The following is an 18709-nucleotide window of genomic DNA, read 5'->3' as shown; positions in this document are numbered from 1 at the left end:
TTGAACATAATTAAAGATATCCTTTATAAAAGGTTTCAGGATATGAACCATAAAGGAGAATGTAGCATTAGATTTTATAGTGATAATATAAAAATCTTTAATATTTTAAAAAGATTAAAGTTTAATGTATCATATAATATAGCTAGTGAGTACGAAGAAACCCTTAGTGATAGGGATCTTATAGGATATTATTTTACTAAGGGAAACATTACTTTGAAAGAGTGTTTTATAGAACATAGGAGGAATATAAATGTTGAATATAAAAGACGAGATTCTTCTAAGTGTTGAAAAACCTGCTAGATATACTGGTGGAGAAGTAAACATGGTTAGAAAGAATATAGAGAATATTAAGGCTAGATTCGCAATGTGTTATCCTGATATTTATGAAGTTGGGATGAGTCACCTTGGGCTTAAGATTATTTACCACGTAATTAACCAAAGGGAAGATAGCTACTGCGAAAGAGCATTTACACCTTGGAGAGATATGGAGAAAGTAATGAGAGAGGAAGGAATTCCACTTTTCTCACTTGAAACAAAAACGCCACTTAAAAACTTTGATTTTATAGGATTTACTCTTCAATATGAAATGAGTTATACAAATATATTAAATATGCTTGAATTATCAGGTATTCCTATAAGAAGCGAAGATAGGGGTGAGGAGTTCCCTCTAATAGTATGTGGTGGACCATGTGCATACAATCCTGAGCCACTAGCCCTTGTTGCAGACTTTTTCCTACTTGGAGAAGGGGAAGATGTGCTTAATGATATTCTTGACGTATATACAAGATTTAAGGACCTTAAAAAGTCTAAGAAAGAATACTTAGAAGAAATCGCTAAGATTCAAGGTGTATATGTACCTTCATTCTATGATGTTGTATATAATGAAGACGGAACCATTAAAGATAGAATTCCTAAAAAGCCAGAATATCCAAAGGTTATAAAAAAGAGAATAATGGATAACCTAGACGAAACTGTATACCCTGATAAGATGATAGTTCCATTAATTGAAGTAGTACACGATAGAGTTATGCTAGAAACCTTTAGAGGTTGTACAAGAGGATGTAGATTCTGCCAAGCTGGTATGATATACAGACCTATTAGAGAGAGAAAGACAGATACTTTAATTGAGCTTGCTGATAAGCTAATTAAAGAAACAGGATATGATGAGATTTCTCTTACATCACTAAGTATTTGTGACTACTCAAATATCCAGACCCTAATAATGGGACTAATAGAGAAGTATAAGGAAGATAAGGTAGGTATTTCACTACCATCACTTAGAATAGATTCATTCTCAGTAGATCTTATAAATGAGATCCAAAAGGTTAGAAAAACAGGGCTTACATTTGCACCTGAAGCTGGTAGCCAGAGAATGAGAGATATAATTAATAAGGGAGTTGACGAAGAGGACCTTATTAAGTCGGTTACAAGTGCATTTGAGCTTGGCTGGAGTACAATTAAGCTTTACTTTATGATAGGACTTCCATTTGAAACTATGGAGGACGTTGAAGGAATAGGAGAACTTGCACTTAAGGTAGTAGATGCATACTATGGAGTTCCTAAGGAGCAAAGAAAGAAGGGACTTAAGGTTACAGTAAGTACATCTTCATTAGTACCTAAGCCGTTTACACCATTTCAGTGGGAGCCACAAAATACAAGGGAAGAGCTACTAGAGAAGCAAATGCATCTTAAGGACAAAATAAAAAATAGACATATAAACTATACATGGCATGATTCTCCTGTAAGTTTCTTAGAGGGAGTTGTGTCTAGGGGAGACAGAAGAGTTGGTGAGGCTATAATTAAGGCACACGAGCTTGGATGTAGATTTGATGGATGGGCTGAGTGTTTTAACTACGATAAGTGGATGGAAGCTCTAAAGCTTGTAAACGTAGATCCTCATTTCTATGCAAACAGAAGAAGAAGTCTAGATGAAGTGCTTCCATGGGACTTTATTGATATAGGTGTTACAAAAAGATACCTAATTAGTGAACTTAAGAAGGCAGAGGAAGCAGTTTTAACAAGAGATTGTAGACTTGGATGTACAGGATGTGGTATGACATCTTATTTAGAGGGAGGAAAGTGTTTCAATGGAGCGACTTTTAATTAAATTTACAAAGGGTGAAGATGTTAAGTTTATATCACACCTTGATACAATGAGAACAATTCATAGAGCTTTTAGAAGAGCAGGACTTCCTGTTTCATACTCAAATGGATTTAACCCACATCCGAATATATCAATTGCAGCACCTTTAACTTTAGGAGTTTCAAGTGTTGGAGAATATCTAGATGTTGAGTTTGATGAAGCCTTACCTGAAAAGGAAGTAATAGAAAGACTTAATAACAATCTACCATATGGTATGAGAGCTTTAAATGCTATATATATTAAAGAGAAGAAGGTTCCATCAATGGCAGCAGTTAATGGTGCTAAGTACACTATTATTATGAAGCATAGTGGAGTTTCTATGAAGGAATGTGATGAGGTATTAAAGAATATTATGAATGCTTCAGAAATCCTTAAAATGAAAAAGTCTAAAAAGGGACCTAAGGAAGTAAACGTTAGGGATCTTATTATAGATTTAACTATTGCTGGGTATAATAGTGAAGAGCTTGAAGTTGATGCTTTTGTTATGGCAGGTAGCAATGGAAGTCTTTCAATGGATATATTATCTTCTATTATTGAAGATTTTTCTGATAAGAAGATATTTGGATACCCAAGCCCGATCAGAAAGAATATCTTCACAAATAAAGATGGAAAGTGGATGGATTTATTAACTTTCTTTAAGTAGGATGTGAATATAATTGAAATTATATATTGATATTGGAATTGCACAAAGTAGGCTTCTTTTAATGGAGGATGGTGTGCCAGTAGACATATATATTAATGATCACACTTTAAAAAATACATCAGGTAATATATATAAGGGAAGAGTCGAGAATGTAGCCTCTTCCCTTAAATGTGCATTTGTGAATATTGGAGAAGACAAAAACGGTTTACTTCATTTTAGTGAGTGTAGCAATATGCCTAAAAAGGGTGATGAGCTACTAGTTCAAGTTACCCGTGAAGGGGTAGGGGATAAGGGTCCTAGACTTACAGAAAACCTATCAATTCCTTCAAAAAACATGGTGTTATTGATTAATGATAGTGATATTAATATATCTAAAAAAATACAAAACAAAAAAGTTAGAAATAACCTATTTAATATAGGAAAAACCCTTCTAAAAGAAGAGGATGGATTTGGAGTTATATTTAGAACTTCATGCCAAAACCTTGCTGAAAATGATATAGAAGAAGAGTTTAAAGATTTACTTAAACTCTCTAAGAATATACTTTCTAAGTGGAAGTTTATTAAGGGAAGTGTTAAGGTATATGATGGTGCTGACTTTATTGATCATATAAAGAGGGAGTATATAAGTCCTAAGATAACCGATATATATATTAATTCATTGGCAGAAATAGGTGTTATTAAGGAATATATTATAGATTATGGTTATGATTGTAATATTCACAATATAACAGAAACAAGAAAAGAAATGAATATTATACAGAAAACTATTAATAAAGCACTTGAGGATAAAATAGAAACAAGTAGCGGTAATATTATTATTGATGAAGCAGAAGCCTTTAGTATAATAGATGTAAATTATAACAAGATAGAAGGGGATACTTCTAAAGACAAGGGTCCTTTAAAGGGAAATTTAGATTGCTGTAGGGCTGTTGCAACAGCTATTAAGCTTAAAAATCTATCAGGTATTATTTTAGTTGACTTTGTTAATATGGAGGCAGAAGAAGATAATAATAGGGTTATAGATAGATTAACCAGTGAATTTTTTAAAAACAATGTTAAGGCTACAATACATGGCTTTACTAAACTATCTTTACTTGAAATAACAAGGGCTAAGAAGGCTTTAAGTCTACAAAGATTAGTATATAAAGATAGACATAAAAGTGTATTAAGAGGAGAATATTACCTTAAAAATTTAGAAGATAATGTGGTAGAATTAAATAGTAAGTCCCCACAAAAAGATTTTACTGTTTACGTTTCAGATGATATATTCAGCTGTAGCCAAGGAGTAGACTTTGAAAGGGAAATGCTAAGAATTCATAACATAAAAATAACCCTTAAATGCAAAAAAGACATTACTGGATATATTATTGATAATAATCACAATAGTGGATTTGCAAGGGTTAGTATAGGTTCAAAAAACATTTTAGGAAGTGTTTTAGAGCTTAAAGAAGATGGCGACAATATATACATAAAGTTACATAAAAATCAATAAAAAATAGGTAAATTACCTGTTTTATCTTATGTTGACAGTGAATTATATGTATGTTACAATGTAAGTCGTGAACCGCACGAAGCAGGCTTAAAAGATATTCGTATCTGCCTTGCTATAGGCGAGACTGGCAAGAGGAGGTGCATGTCAGATGTACGCAATCATTCAAACTGGTGGTAAGCAATACAGAGTTCAAGAAGGTGACACTCTTTTCGTAGAAAAGTTAGTTGCTGATGTTGATGGAACTGTAGAACTAACAGAGGTACTAGCTGTTTCAAAGGACGGTAAGTTAACTGTTGGATCACCAAAAGTTGAGGGTGCTAAGGTTGTAGCTAGCGTGGTTAAACACGGTAAAGCTAAGAAGATCATTGTTTTCAAGTTCAAGAGAAAGAAGGACTACAGAAAGAAGCAAGGACACAGACAACCATACACTCAGATTAAGATCGAAAAAATCGAAGCTTAATTATATTGAAATATAAAATCCCTTATTAAGGAGGTGGCATCATGGCACATAAAAAAGGTGTGGGTAGCTCCAAAAACGGTAGAGATAGTGAATCCAAACGTCTAGGCGCGAAGAGAGCTGACGGTCAATTTGTTCTTGCAGGAAACATCCTAGTTAGACAAAGAGGAACTAAGATTCACCCAGGTACAAACGTTGGTAAGGGCAAGGATGATACATTATTTGCTACTATCGACGGAATCGTTAGATTTGAAAGACTTGGAAGAGACAAGAAAAAGGTTAGCATATATCCAAGAATAGCTCAATAGTAAAAAGGCACCCGTTAGGGTGCTTTTTATATTGCATATGTCATTTTCCTAAAATTTTAAAAAGGGGTTATAAAAATATAACTTCTTGCCAAAGATATATTTAATATTAAATTGTAAATGAGGTGTTGCTATGTTTATAGATATAGCCAAGATATACATAAAAGCTGGTGATGGTGGACACGGTTCTTCATCATTTAGAAGAGAGAAATATGTTCCACTTGGAGGACCAGATGGAGGAGACGGAGGAGACGGAGGAAGCGTTATATTTGAAGTTAACGAAGGCCTTAGAACTCTTCTTGATTTTAAGTACAAGAGAAAGCATATTGCTGAAAGTGGGATTAATGGTGAATCTCAAAAGATGTACGGTAGAGCAGGAAAGGATCTTATTATTAAGGTACCACCTGGAACTCTTATTAAGGAAGAAGAAACAGGGAAGATTGTAGCTGACCTTAAGGAACATGGAGACAGAGTTGTAGCGGTTCGTGGTGGAAGAGGTGGAAAGGGTAATGCTAAGTTTGCAACTGCAACTAGACAGGCGCCTAATTTTGCACAACCAGGACTTCCAGGAGAAGAACTAAATGTTGTTCTAGAACTTAAGCTACTTGCTGACGTTGGACTTGTTGGTTTCCCAAATGTAGGAAAGTCAACTATGCTTTCAATGGTTACAGGTGCTAAGCCAAAGATAGCCAACTACCATTTTACTACTTTAACTCCGAATCTTGGAGTAGTAGATATTAAGGGGATTGAAAGTTTCGTACTTGCAGATATTCCAGGACTTATAGAAGGGGCACATGAAGGGGTAGGTCTAGGTATAGACTTCCTAAGACACGTTGAAAGAACAAGACTACTTCTACATGTTGTTGACGTTTCAGGAGTTGAAGGAAGAGATCCTATTGATGACTTTGAGAAGATTAATGATGAACTTAAGCTATACAATGAGAAGCTTTCAAGAAAGCCTCAAATTGTTGTTGCTAATAAGACAGATATAGCTGAAGATGAAGAAGGCTTTAACAAGCTTAAGGAATATGTTGAAGAAAGAGGAATGAAAATCTTCAAGATATCTGCAGCTACTAACACAGGACTTCGTGAACTTATGCTTTATGTTGGAAGTATACTTAACACTATTGAAGTTGAAGAAGACTTTACTGAAGAAGAAATGTACGTACCTGAAGAGAGAGCATTTAGCTTTGACGTTGAAATCGACGAAGAAGGGGTATACGTTGTTACAGGTTCCCTTGTTGATAGATTACTTCTACAGGTTAATATTTATGACAGTGAGTCAATTAAGTACTTCCATAGAACCCTTGAAAGAAGAGGCGTTATTGCAAAGCTTAAGGAAATGGGAATAGAAGATAATGATTTAGTTAGAATGGATGACTTTGAGTTTGAATTCGTAGACTAATAAGGGGGATAATATGTTAACTAGTAAGCAAAGAAGCTATTTAAGATCACTTGCAAATACTTTAGACCCAATATTCCAAATTGGAAAAGAAGGGGTACATGAAGAAAACGTTAAAGAAATTTCATGTGCACTTGAAGCTAGAGAATTAATTAAGATAGCAGTTCTTAAGAATTCTTTAACTGATGCTAGAGAAGCTTGTAACGAAATATGTGAAGCAATCGAAGCAGATCCAGTTCAAGTTATTGGAAACAAGTTTGTAATATACAGACCATCTAAAGAAAAGCAAAAGATAGAACTGCCAAAGCAAAAAAAGAAAAGTAACTAGGTTTAAGGAGCTAAGGTTTTAGCTCCTTAATTTATGCTTTAATTTAATTTCCTTTAAAACTATTAGAAATCAAAAAAATTTGATATAATAGTATAGTTATAATTATTCAGTTGTGTTGAGAAAGGCGGAATCTATGTTGAAGTTAGGTATATATGGAGGCACCTTTAATCCTATACATATAGGACATTTAATTGTGGCACAAAGTGTATTAGAATACTTAAATCTCGATAAGATTATATTTATTCCAGTTGGTAATCCACCACACAAGGATTCTAGGAATATAGTTAATGGTGTAACTAGAATAAATATGCTTAACAAAGCTATAGATGGGAATAGCTTTTTTGAGGTAAGTGATATTGAGGTTTTAAGAGAAGGAAAAACATACACATATGATACATTAACAGAACTTAGAGAGAAGTTTAAACAAGCTGAAATTAATTTTATTATTGGTTATGATACACTAATTGATATTGACACATGGCATAGGGTACATGAAACTTTAAATCTAGCAAGATTTATAGTTGTTAATAGAGATGGGGATAAAAGGTCTATTGAGAAGACTATAGAATTAACTAAAAATCGTTATGGTGGAGAATACGTCCTTGTTAATATTCCGAGTATTGGAATATCTTCCTCAGATATAAGAAGAAGAGTTAGAGAAGGAAAGAGTATTAAATACATGGTAACTAACGAAGTTAATCAATACATAACTGATAATAAACTATATAGAGGTGATTAATAATAATGCTTTATGATAAAATTAGAGAGTTTGCTAAGGCATCACTTAACGACAAAAAGTTTAACCACTGTTTAAGAGTTGAGAAAATGGCAGTAAGCCTAGCAAAACAATACGGCGTTGATATAGAAAAGGCAAAAATAGCTGCTATATCACATGATTGTGCAAAGTTTTTTTCACATGATAAGATGATTAACAATATGAAACAAAGTGGACAATACATAGACGAAATTCAATTAAGTGTTCCATACTTATTACATGGACCTGTTGCAGCAATTAGAATTAAAGAAACATTTAACGTTACAGATGAAGATATTCTTAACGCTATAAGATTCCATACAACAGGGCGTAAGGGAATGGGAATGCTTGAGAAGATAATATACATAGCTGATCTTATTGAAGAAGGTAGAGACTTTAAAGGTGTTGAAGAAATTAGAAAAGAGGCCTTTAAAAACATAGATAGAGCTTTAGTTATGGGATGCAATACAACTATGTCGTACGTTATGCTAAAGGGACAGGTTATCCACCCATCTACAGTAGAACTTAGAAATAGTATAATACTATGTGGAGGTAACAAGAGTGAGTAACGAATCAAGAAAAGATAAGCGTGAGCTAAAGAGAAAAAAGAGAAGCCCTTTTAAAATTTTCTTAGTTGTGTTATTATTAATCTTCGTTGGAGCTGGAGGTGCCTTTGCATTATATGTAAACCATCTAGGTAATAAGATAACATCTAATTCATCAGTAGAGGCTAAGCATGTAAAAAGCGGAGAAGCTATTAACTTTCTACTTTTAGGAGTAGATGCAGGAGATTATAACGGTAAGGATGAGCATCAAAGATCAGATACGATGATGCTAATTAGATATATTCCAAAAACAGATCAGGTATATATATTATCTATACCAAGAGATACAAAGGTTAAGATTAACGGTAAGACTCAGAAGATTAATGCAGCACATGCTATAGGAGGTCCTGAGCTTACAATTAAGACAGTAGAAGAGCTTTTAGATGTTGATGTTAACTATTATGGTAGCATTAACTACGAAGGGTTTAGAGCTTGTGTAGATGCTATTGGAGGGTTAACAGTTATTCCACCAAGAGATATGAAGTATAAGGCAAGCGATATACAGATTGACTTTAACAAGGGTGAAGAAGTTCATCTTGATGGAGAAAAAGCAGAGCAGTTTGTTAGGTGGAGAAAGAACAGTAATAATAATGGAGGGTATCCAACAGGAGATGTTGGGCGTGCTGAGACGCAGCAGGAATTTATGGTTAAGTTCCTAGAGAAGCTTAAGTCACCTGAAGGTATAACTAAGCTTATACCACTTATTAATACAGCTACAAGTTATGCTCAAACTAACATGGACCCATCGAAGATTTTAAGTTATGGGAAAGATTTAATGGATGTAGACCCATCAAAAATTGAGAAGATGGTTCTTCCAGGAGAAGCTTTCCATGACCCAGATGATAGAACATGGTATTATTTATTTCACGAAGAAAAGTCCCAGGATGTTCTAAATATATATAGAGGAATTACAGGACTATCATCAGGTGATAATAATACAACACCACTTAATAATGAAAATATAACTATTGATATATTTAATGCAACAAGTAAGTCAGGACTTGCAGCACAGTACCAGAAGAGATTTGAACAGCTAGGATTTAAAATTGGAGTAATTGGAACCTATGAAAATAAAGATGAGGTTACAAGAGTATTATACGGCGGGGAAGCTTATGGAATAAGTAACCTAAAGAACTACCTACAAAACGTTAAATACGTTAAGGAAAGTGGAAGAAAGCCTAATAGCGTTAAGATTGTACTAGGTAAGGATGCAATAGGTGAGGGAATTATGACTGGTTCAGACCAGGCTATTAACCAAAACAATAATAACTCACAGGGAGTATCAGCTGATAAGTCAAGCTATACAGTTAAAATACTAAATTCAACAGGTAAGTCAGGCCTTGCAGCTAAGTACAAAGAAATGCTTGAAACTAAAGGTTATAAGGTTATAAGCATTGATAACTCAAAGGGTAGTAAATTGAGCACTACCGAAATAGGGTACTCATTAAATCAAAACTTTGCAAACACTGTAAAGGGTGATTTAGGAGCTGGTAAGGTAACTCGTTCTAGTGATAATTCAGCAGATATAGTGATAATTCTAGGAACCGATGTTATTGACTAATAATATACTAAAATAAGCATTAGGGAGGTGTATGGTTTGAAAACATCATCAAATTTAGCATATGTAGCAGCAAATGCAGCAGCAGACAAGAAAGCAACAGATATTAGACTACTTAACGTTGAAGGGTTAACTACGGTAACAGACTTTTTCGTAGTATGTACTGGTAACTCAACTACTCAGGTTAAGGCTATTGCACAGGAAATTGAGTTCAAGATGGAAGAAGAGGGATTAGAAATAATCCACAAAGAAGGACATCAATTTGGTAGATGGATATTACTTGACTACGGATACGTAATTGCTCATGTATTCATTGAAGAAGAAAGAGAATTCTATGGAATAGAAAGACTTTGGTCAGATGCTGAAGAAATAATATTCTAATTAATATAAGAGGACAGTAATGTCCTCTTTTTTAATTTTTTGATCTAAAGATTAATGAATTAGAGCTTAATTATATAGAAAAATAATGTTTTTAATAAGAAATTATGTTAATATATGAATATATTTTTTATTTATAGGGGGAACCAATATGTCAAAAGAAATTATAAACACAAGTAATGCACCAGCTGCAATTGGACCATATTCACAGGCGGTTAAGGTAGGAGATATGTTATTTACATCAGGTCAAATACCACTAGACCCTGCAACAGGTGAACTTGTTAACTCAAATATTGAAGAGGCAACAAGAAGAGCACTTGATAACCTGAAGGCAGTTGTTGAGGCTGGGGGAAGTAGTCTTGACAAGGTTATAAAAACTACTGTATTTCTAAAGGATATGGATGATTTTGTAGTTGTAAATGGTATTTACGCTGAATACTTTACAGTAGAAATGCCAGCTAGATCAGCTGTTCAAGTTGCTAGATTACCAAAGGATTCATTAATTGAAATTGAAGCTATAGCACTTGCTAAGTAATAAAAAAAGGCGGATATCATTTTGTTATGATATCTGCCTTTATAATTTTATCTTCTATTCTTTTTAATTTTAATATTAAATAAAAGGAGTATAGCAAGTAAAACTGCTATTCCTGCACACAGGAAAACAATATATTTACTTAATGTTGGTTGTGAAAGTTTATCAAAAACCTTATCAACCTTAGTTTTATATTCCTTGTCAGCTGTTAAATTAATTGTTTTATATGTATCACCATTTACTGAGACCTCAAGCTTTGCAACTACATCTCCCACATTAAATGATTTCTTGTCTATATACTTAACATTAGTTTTAACAGTTGCAGGTTTTGATTTTTCATCAAGGTATGTTACGTCCTCAGTTGGTATTAAGTTAATATCTTCTTTGCCCTTAAGAGTCATAGGAGCGAATACATCGCCCTTTTTAATTATGGTTTTTGTTTCATAATTAGTGAATCCATAGTCTAGAAGAAGTTTTGTATCATCATAACACTGGGTACCATTTTTTAAGCATACAACAAGTAGGCTTGTACTACCCTTAGTTGCTGACCCTACAAAGGTATGTAAAGATCTTTTAGTGAAACCAGTTTTTATTCCATTAGCCCCATCATACTTATATCTTTGTGTTGCTATAAGTTTGTTGTGATTAATAAGAAATCTAGTTTCGGCAAATTGAGGAGTTGGCGCTATTTGGTAGGAAACCGTTGAAGATATCTTTCTAAATGTAGGGTTCTTCATAGCTTCCCTAGCAATTAGTGCAAAATCTTTAGGTGTAGTATAGTGGTTATTATCATTAAGCCCATGAGGGTTAGAAAAATTCGAATTAACAGCACCTATTTCTTTAGCTCTTTTATTCATTTCCTTAGCAAACTCTTCTTTTGAACCTGAAATATATTCAGCAAGAGCAGTACCAGCATCATTACCAGACTTAAGCATAAGCCCATGTAATAGCTGTTCTACTGTCATAATTTCTCCTTCTTTAAGATATAAGCTACTTCCCTCTTCAAGTGTAGGATTCTTAGTAGTAGTTATCTTATCTTGGAGATTGCCCTTTTCGATAACAATTAAAGCTGTAAGTACCTTAGTTATACTTGCAGGTTCGTATTTAGTGTTTTCATTTTTAGATGCTAGCACCTTGCCAGAGTCAATATCCATTAAAACATATCCATCTGAGGTTATGTTAGTTGGAACAGGAGCTTTAGCCTGTACACAGTAGAAAAAACTCAGCATAAAAACTAGCATTAGCGAAAGAATTTTAAATGCTTTTTTTATCATAATTTCCTCCTAAAGTAAAATAACAGCTTTTTATATTATAACAGAATTTTAGGAAAAGTGCAGACTAAATTTCATTATTATGGTAATCATTTATAATGAGGTGATTTATATGAATATTAATATATCCAAAAAGCAAAGGGTAGGTATAGTAGTGTTTATAGCTATACTGATTGGAATTGCTTCTTTTATTTATTTTACAAATAGACCGAATACTAATGGTGATGAGATACATACTAATAGAACCCTAGTGGAAAATCCTCCTAAAGAGGAGGTAGTAAGCGTGTCTAAAGATAAAAGTGAACCTATCTATTCAACAAAAATGATTAAGGCATATGTTTGTGGCTATGTTGTAAGCCCAGGGGTATATGAAGTGTCAGGTGGAGATAGGCTAGTTGACTTAGTAAGTAGAGCAGGAGGACTTACTAAGGATGCAGACCCTAAGGGGATTAATTTAGCACTTGAGGTTAAGGATCAGGGGTATTATAGAATCCCAGGAGTTAACGAAATTTCAAGTGGTCAAATAGAAAATGGAGCTACTGCTACATCTAAAGACTCTGCATTATCTACTAGTGGAGGTATTAAGTCAGAGTCTAAGGGTGAGACCATAAACATTAATACAGCAGATAAAGAGCAGTTAAAAACTCTTCCAAGGGTTGGAGATGCTATTAGCCAAAGAATAATAGATTATAGGGAAAAAGAAGGTAATTTCAAAAGTATTGAGGATATTAAAGAAGTAAGTGGTATAGGTGACAAGATGTTTGAGAACCTAAAAGACAAAATAACAGTAGAATAATGTTGAATATATCTTATATATTGATATACAATAGTCATGTATGTAAGTTTTACATAATTACTTCCGAGGAGGATTATCATGAAAGATATTAAGTTAACTCATATGACAGAATCATCAGGATGAGCAGCTAAGATTGGACCAGACGTCCTTGCACAGGTTCTGTGCAAATTACCGAAAGTTTCTGACCCAAACCTTATAGTTGGAATAGACACATCAGATGATGCTGCAGTATATAAGATAAATGAAGACACAGCAATTATACAAACACTAGACTTTTTCACACCTATTGTAGACGATCCATATATGTTTGGGCAGATTGCAGCGACTAACTCACTTAGTGATATATATGCTATGGGAGGTACGCCTACAATTGCACTTAACATTGTATGTTTCCCTAATTGCCTTGATATAGAGATACTTGGAGAGATACTTCGTGGTGGTGCTGATAAGGTTAAAGAAGCAGGTGCTATTATAGTTGGAGGACATACAGTAAGTGATAATGAACCTAAGTATGGTTTATCAGTTATGGGACTTGTTCACCCAGATAAGGTATTTGCTAACTCTAATGCAAAACCTGGTGAAGTTATGGTTATAACAAAGCCTATTGGAACTGGAGTTATTAATACAGCTATTAAGGGAGAACTTGCACAGGCAGCACATATAGAAGAGGCATCAAATCACATGGCTACCCTAAACAAGTATGCAGCTGATATTGCAAGGGACTATAATATTAGTGCTTGTACAGATATTACTGGATTTGGACTTGCAGGACATGTATATGAAATGGCCAAGGGTGCTAATGTTTCTATTACAATAGAAAGTAATAATGTACCTTTTATGAATGGTGCAGTAGAATATGCCAAAATGGCTATGATACCAGCTGGAACATACAAAAATAGAAATTTTGTTGGTGACAATTTTGAGTCATCAGTTAAGGATATTTATATAGAGGATCTGATTTTTGACCCACAAACATCAGGTGGATTACTATACACACTTCCAGAGAATGAGGCTATAAGACTTGTTAAAGAGCTTAAGGATAATAATATAGACTCATCTATTATTGGATTTGTTGAGGAGAAGAAAGACAAGTATTTATACATTAAATAATAGGGGGATAATAATGATGGAAAAAAGAGAACTTCTGAAAGCCCTTCCTAAAGTAGACGTTTTACTAGAGAATAGTGAGATTAATTCTATTAACGTATCAAGAAATATTATTGTTGAAGGTGTTAGAGAAACAATAGATTTATATAGAAAGAATATTCTAGAAGATAAGATAACTAGCTATTCTATAGAAGATATAATTAGAGATATTAAGGTTCTTGTTAAGAAGAAGTCATCAATGCATTTAACTAGAGTTATTAATGCAACAGGAACAGTACTTCACACTAACCTTGGTAGAGCTGTTATAGCTCAAAGTGCAATTGATGCTGTTATTAATGTATCCCGTGGATTTAATAATCTTGAGTATGACCTTGATCTAGGAGAGAGAGGGTCAAGATATTCCCACGTTGAAGAACTTATATGTAAGATTACAGGTGCAGAGGCAGCACTTGTTGTTAACAATAATGCAGCAGCTGTTATGCTTGCACTATCAACTATTTGTAAGGGCAAGGAAGCAATAGTTTCTAGAGGACAATTAGTTGAAATAGGTGGGTCATTTAGAGTTCCTTCTGTTATGGAGGAAAGTGGTGCTACACTTGTTGAAGTTGGAACAACTAATAGAACACATGAGTCAGACTATATTAATGCTATTAACGAGAACACAGGATGCATTCTAAAGGTTCACCAAAGTAACTATAAGATTCTTGGGTTTATTAAAGAACTTGAAGTTGAAGAGTTTGTTGAAATAGGTAAGAAAACAGGTGTAACTATTATTGAAGATATTGGTAGTGGTGTGTTTATAGATATGTCAAAGTATGGATTAACACATGAACCTACAGTTCAAAACAGCATTAAAAAAGGTGTAGATGTTGTTACATTTAGTGGAGACAAGATGCTAGGTGGACCTCAGGCTGGAATAATAGCTGGTAAGAAGGAATTTATTCAAAAAATGAAGAAGAACCAACTTACAAGAGCACTTAGAATAGATAAGATGACACTTGCAGCACTAGAGGCAACACTTAGACTATACCTTGACGAGGACCTTGCAATGCAGGAGATTCCAGGACTTAATATGCTAAGTAAGAAGGCAGAAGACCTTAAAAAAGATGCTACAAGACTAGCTAAATCATTAAGAACTAAGATTAAGGATAGGGCAGATATTAGTGTAGAAAAAGACTTTTCACAGGTTGGTGGAGGGGCTATGCCTCTTGAGAGATTAGATACGTATACAGTAACTATATCACCAAAAACCCTAAAGAGTATTGAACTTGAGAAAAAGCTTCGTGAAGCTGATATACCAATAGTTACGAGATTATACAAAGATACTATTATTATTGATGTTAGAACTCTATTTAAGGATGATTACAAAATAATAACAGATACACTATCAAGTATTATTTAAAGGAGGGTACTATGCAGCATATTGTAGTAGGTACAGCAGGTCATATTGACCATGGTAAGACAACCCTTATAAAAGCACTTACAGGAAGAGAAACTGATACGCTTCAAGAAGAAAAGGACAGAGGAATATCAATAAACCTTGGATTTACTTACTTTGACTTCAAAAGCGGAAAAAGAGCAGGTATTATAGACGTTCCAGGACATGAGAAGTTTATTAAGAACATGTTAGCTGGAATCGGTGGAATAGATATAGTTGTACTTGTAGTTGCAGCAGACGAAGGTGTTATGCCCCAAACAAGGGAACATCTTAATATACTAGAACTACTAGACATTAAAAAGGGGGTTATAGCCCTAACTAAAAAGGATATGGTTGATGAAGAGTGGATTGAAATGATCACCTGTGACGTTAGAGAAGAGGTTAAGGATACATTCTTAAAGGATGCACCGATTATTCCAGTATCATCAATTACAAAGGAAGGTATAGAAGAGCTTATTGATACTGTAGATAAGATGACAGTAGAGCTTGAAGATAAGGATTTACATACTGAGTTTAGACTACCAGTAGATAGAGTATTCTCAGTTAGTGGATTTGGTACAGTAGTTACAGGAACACTTATCTCAGGAAGTATAGCAGAAGGTGACGAGTGTGCTATATATCCAGATGGAGAAGAGACTAGAGTTCGTGGAATTCAGGTACATGAAACAAGTGTAGACAAGGCATATGCAGGTCAAAGAGTAGCAGTTAACCTTGCTAATATTAAGAAGAACCAAGTAAAAAGAGGAGACTGTGTTGGTAAATTAGGAATTATGGAGACTACAATGATGATTGATTGTAGACTAAAATACCTAAAAGATGCAGCAAGAGACCTTAAGAATAGAGATAGAGTTAGGGTTTATCATGGAACAACTGAAATACTTGGAAGAGTAGTAATACTTGATAAGGAAAAGGTTAAGCCAGGAGAATCAGCACTAATTCAAATAAGACTAGAAGAGAAAATGGCACTTAGAAGAGGGGACAAGTATATTATAAGAAGCTATTCACCAATGGTAACAATAGGTGGAGGAACAGTACTAGACCCTAACCCTAAAAAGCATAAAACAGGTGATGTTAAGATCATTGAAGAACTTCTACTTAAGGAAAAAGGTTCGCCTGAGGAAATAGTTGCACAGGCACTTAAGGACACAAGTGCAAGTTTCCCTAAGATAGATGATTTAATAAAATCAGCAGGTAAGGGAATAGCAGGACTTGATGAAATAGTAGATAAACTAGTAGAAAAGGGAACGATAAGCAGACTTCCGCAAACAGATGGAGATGTATTCCTACACTTCTCATTTATTAATTCATTAAAAACAGAGTCTAAGAATATACTAGATGTGTATCATACACAGAATCCTTTAAAGGCAGGAATGCCTAAAGAAGAATTTAAAACAAAACTAGTAGGTAAAACAATTAAGCAAAAGCTATTTGAAGAAATAGTTAAGATTCTACAAGTGGATACAATAAAGCTTGGAACAACATTTGTAGCAAGTTCTGACTTTGAAATTAAGTTTGACAAAAGACAAACACAAATCAAGGAAGAAATACTTAAGACAATGAGGGATGCTAAGTATCAGCCACCAAAGCCTCAAGATATGCTTAAGGCATATGGTAAGGAAGAAAAAGCTGCCAAAATGGTATTTACATCACTTGTAGAATCAGGTCTTTTTGTAAGACTACCAGAGGAGATCTTCCTAATGAAGGAATACTTAGATGCAGCTAGAGAAATGGTTATTAACCACATTAAGGCTAATGGAGAAATAACAGCATCTGAGTTTAGAGACCTTGTAGGAACAAGTAGAAAGTATGCAGTACCTATACTTGAATACTTTGATAGTGAAAAAACAACAAAAAGAGTTGAAGACAAGAGAGTACTTGCATAGAAAAAATCTATAGCAAAGATTTCTTATTGAAACTTTATCTATAGCATGATACAATAATATTGTCCTAAGGGAGTGGATGGATGCTGGTGTGTCCTCCGGTCTTCAAAACCGGCTTGCGGCGTTAGTAGCGTCGTGGGTGAGTTCGATTCTCACACATTCCCGCCAATTGATATCACAGGGTTACAGCAATGTAGCCCTTTTTTATTTTTTGATATGAATTATGTTGAAAGGTCAATTTGGACACAATTTGGACACAAACGTTTTAAAGAGGACACACAGATGTGAATAGATATCCTTAAAACATTTCGTTTAATCGTGCTATAGCCTCACGCTGCATATTAGGTAAAACGTGAGAATAAGTATCTAGTGTTATTGAAATATTTGCATGGCCAAGTCTTTCAGATACTATTTTAGGATTAACTCCCTGCTTTAAAAGCATAGTTGCATGACTATGTCTTAAATCATGAAATCTTATCTTTGGGTAATTAGATCTTCTCATAAATTTTCTAAAAAGCTCACCTATATAAACAGGCTTGTATGGAATACCATCTTCAAAAGCACATACAAAGTCTTGATTATTATAAATATCCCTATTTAACATTATCAATTCATTTTGTTTCTTTCTATGTTCCTTAAGCTCTTTAATAGTTAGGTCCATCATAGCAATGCTTCTATTTGACTTTGAAGTTTTAGGAGATGCAAGAGCATAGTTGTTGCTGTTATCTATTTTTTGAAAGTTATATCTAACAGATATAAAACCATTAACAAAATCAACATCCTGCCATCTTAAAGCTGCAATTTCACCTTGTCTCATGCCAGTAGTAGCCCCTATAAGAATAGGAATATATAAGTTACTATTAGATTCCTTTAGGTCCTTTAGAACCTGATTAATAGTATCAGAATCCCATATACTCATTTCTACATGTTGAGGTCTAGGAGGCTTTACTGCACTTGCTGGGTTGTAGTTTAACATTTGCCAACCTACTGCATGTTTTAATGACATAGATAACATTCTATGTACTTTCAGTATAGTAGAGTTAGATAGGTTAGTTTTTTGTAAATCAGTATAAAACTTTTGTATATGCATAGGCTTTATACTTGAAAGTTCTAGACCACCTAACTTACTCACAATTTGATTTGCAAACTGAGTGTATCTTATGTAAGAGGATGGTGATACATTTGTCTTAGCATATGTTTCTAACCAATAATTTAAGTATTCTCTAAGACTGATCTTCTCGCATTCAAAGTATTCTCCATTTTCATATGAAGCAATAAACTCAGCTAAAGCAATTTGAGCTTCCTTCTTAGTTTTAAATCCAGACTTTGATTTTTGTTTTCTTTTTCCGGTTACAGGATCTAATCCTATATCGACTCTATAACGCCATGAATCCTTTCTTTTATCCACTGATCCTTTCAAATTTAATTCTCCTTTCTGAACATATGTTCTATTAATAGTTAAAAATATATAAATCAAATAAGTTGTTTTAGAGCCCTTTCTGGAATCTCTAAGGAACAAGCTATTTGAGATATAGTCAGTTCACACATTTCTACTTCATCAAGTTTTATATCATTTAGCTTTAGTGCAAAGTAATCTGCCTGTTTTTCAAGCTTATCAAT

General features: G+C 34.0%; 19 protein-coding genes and 1 tRNA gene. 18 read left to right on the top strand and 2 right to left on the bottom strand.

Annotation, left to right across the window (positions count from 1 at the left end; all coding sequences use genetic code 11):
- Positions 1 to 42 precede the first annotated feature (42 nt).
- The 13 genes from RR539_RS05320 to RR539_RS05260 all read left to right on the top strand — a co-directional run bounded on the left by RR539_RS05320 (position 43) and on the right by RR539_RS05260 (position 10600).
- The gene (locus tag RR539_RS05320) at positions 43 to 288 is read left to right on the top strand and encodes a hypothetical protein (protein ID WP_332473462.1); all 246 of its coding nucleotides are present in this window, start codon (positions 43 to 45) and stop codon (positions 286 to 288) included.
- Positions 251 to 2107 carry a TIGR03960 family B12-binding radical SAM protein gene (locus RR539_RS05315; RefSeq protein WP_332473461.1) on the top strand — a complete coding sequence of 619 codons (1857 nt, stop codon included), beginning with the start codon at positions 251 to 253 and terminating at the stop codon, positions 2105 to 2107. The genes RR539_RS05320 and RR539_RS05315 overlap by 38 nt, the downstream gene beginning before the upstream one ends.
- The gene (locus tag RR539_RS05310; RefSeq protein WP_332473460.1) at positions 2088 to 2786 is read left to right on the top strand and encodes a TIGR03936 family radical SAM-associated protein; all 699 of its coding nucleotides are present in this window, start codon (positions 2088 to 2090) and stop codon (positions 2784 to 2786) included. The genes RR539_RS05315 and RR539_RS05310 overlap by 20 nt, the downstream gene beginning before the upstream one ends.
- A gap of 13 nt (positions 2787 to 2799) precedes the next feature.
- On the top strand, positions 2800 to 4278 hold the full coding sequence (locus RR539_RS05305; protein ID WP_332473459.1) for a ribonuclease E/G: 1479 nt from the start codon (positions 2800 to 2802) through the stop codon (positions 4276 to 4278).
- A gap of 148 nt (positions 4279 to 4426) precedes the next feature.
- Positions 4427 to 4738: a 50S ribosomal protein L21 gene (rplU, locus tag RR539_RS05300; RefSeq protein ID WP_332473458.1), complete on the top strand. Its 312-nt coding sequence runs from the start codon at positions 4427 to 4429 to the stop codon at positions 4736 to 4738.
- Between the two features lie 41 nt (positions 4739 to 4779).
- Positions 4780 to 5043 carry a 50S ribosomal protein L27 gene (rpmA, locus tag RR539_RS05295; protein ID WP_332473457.1) on the top strand — a complete coding sequence of 88 codons (264 nt, stop codon included), beginning with the start codon at positions 4780 to 4782 and terminating at the stop codon, positions 5041 to 5043.
- Between the two features lie 130 nt (positions 5044 to 5173).
- Positions 5174 to 6445 (top strand): GTPase ObgE, encoded by a 1272-nt coding sequence (gene obgE / locus RR539_RS05290; protein ID WP_332473456.1) that lies wholly within the window; start codon positions 5174 to 5176, stop codon positions 6443 to 6445.
- A 13-nt stretch (positions 6446 to 6458) separates the two neighbouring features.
- Positions 6459 to 6770, top strand: a complete 312-nt coding sequence (gene yhbY, locus RR539_RS05285; RefSeq protein WP_332473455.1) for a ribosome assembly RNA-binding protein YhbY — start codon at positions 6459 to 6461, stop codon at positions 6768 to 6770.
- Positions 6771 to 6903: 133 nt separating this feature from the next.
- Complete coding sequence (gene nadD, locus RR539_RS05280; RefSeq protein WP_332473454.1) at positions 6904 to 7509, top strand: nicotinate-nucleotide adenylyltransferase; 606 nt, start codon at positions 6904 to 6906, stop codon at positions 7507 to 7509.
- A gap of 5 nt (positions 7510 to 7514) precedes the next feature.
- A complete protein-coding gene (yqeK, locus tag RR539_RS05275; RefSeq protein ID WP_332473453.1) occupies positions 7515 to 8093 on the top strand; it encodes a bis(5'-nucleosyl)-tetraphosphatase (symmetrical) YqeK in 579 nt (192 codons plus the stop codon).
- On the top strand, positions 8086 to 9690 hold the full coding sequence (locus RR539_RS05270; protein ID WP_332473452.1) for an LCP family protein: 1605 nt from the start codon (positions 8086 to 8088) through the stop codon (positions 9688 to 9690). The genes yqeK and RR539_RS05270 overlap by 8 nt, the downstream gene beginning before the upstream one ends.
- Before the next feature lie 36 nt (positions 9691 to 9726).
- Positions 9727 to 10068: a ribosome silencing factor gene (rsfS, locus tag RR539_RS05265; protein WP_332474597.1), complete on the top strand. Its 342-nt coding sequence runs from the start codon at positions 9727 to 9729 to the stop codon at positions 10066 to 10068.
- Positions 10069 to 10216: 148 nt separating this feature from the next.
- Positions 10217 to 10600: a RidA family protein gene (locus RR539_RS05260; RefSeq protein ID WP_332483554.1), complete on the top strand. Its 384-nt coding sequence runs from the start codon at positions 10217 to 10219 to the stop codon at positions 10598 to 10600.
- 47 nt (positions 10601 to 10647) lie between these two features.
- On the opposite strand, the gene RR539_RS05255 is transcribed toward RR539_RS05260, so the two are convergent.
- Positions 10648 to 11871, bottom strand: coding sequence for a D-alanyl-D-alanine carboxypeptidase family protein (locus tag RR539_RS05255; protein ID WP_332474599.1), 1224 nt, complete (start codon positions 11869 to 11871; stop codon positions 10648 to 10650).
- A gap of 109 nt (positions 11872 to 11980) precedes the next feature.
- On the opposite strand from RR539_RS05255, the gene RR539_RS05250 reads away from it, so the two are divergent.
- From RR539_RS05250 to RR539_RS05230, 5 genes are all read left to right on the top strand, one after another.
- On the top strand, positions 11981 to 12664 hold the full coding sequence (locus tag RR539_RS05250; RefSeq protein ID WP_332474600.1) for a ComEA family DNA-binding protein: 684 nt from the start codon (positions 11981 to 11983) through the stop codon (positions 12662 to 12664).
- Positions 12665 to 12742: 78 nt separating this feature from the next.
- On the top strand, positions 12743 to 13774 hold the full coding sequence (selD, locus tag RR539_RS05245; protein WP_332500239.1) for a selenide, water dikinase SelD: 1032 nt from the start codon (positions 12743 to 12745) through the stop codon (positions 13772 to 13774).
- A gap of 16 nt (positions 13775 to 13790) precedes the next feature.
- The gene (gene selA / locus RR539_RS05240; RefSeq protein ID WP_332483557.1) at positions 13791 to 15173 is read left to right on the top strand and encodes an L-seryl-tRNA(Sec) selenium transferase; all 1383 of its coding nucleotides are present in this window, start codon (positions 13791 to 13793) and stop codon (positions 15171 to 15173) included.
- An 11-nt stretch (positions 15174 to 15184) separates the two neighbouring features.
- A complete protein-coding gene (gene selB / locus RR539_RS05235) occupies positions 15185 to 17092 on the top strand; it encodes a selenocysteine-specific translation elongation factor (RefSeq protein ID WP_332483555.1) in 1908 nt (635 codons plus the stop codon).
- Between the two features lie 68 nt (positions 17093 to 17160).
- Positions 17161 to 17257, top strand: a tRNA-Sec gene (locus RR539_RS05230).
- 130 nt (positions 17258 to 17387) lie between these two features.
- Here RR539_RS05230 and RR539_RS05225 read toward each other — a convergent pair.
- Positions 17388 to 18509, bottom strand: coding sequence for a site-specific integrase (locus tag RR539_RS05225; protein ID WP_332500238.1), 1122 nt, complete (start codon positions 18507 to 18509; stop codon positions 17388 to 17390).
- Positions 18510 to 18709 lie beyond the last annotated feature (200 nt).

This window comes from Clostridium sp., assembly GCF_036639235.1.
Taxonomy (GTDB): domain Bacteria; phylum Bacillota; class Clostridia; order Clostridiales; family Caloramatoraceae; genus Clostridium_AB.
This window is presented reverse-complemented; position numbering and strand designations above follow the sequence as displayed.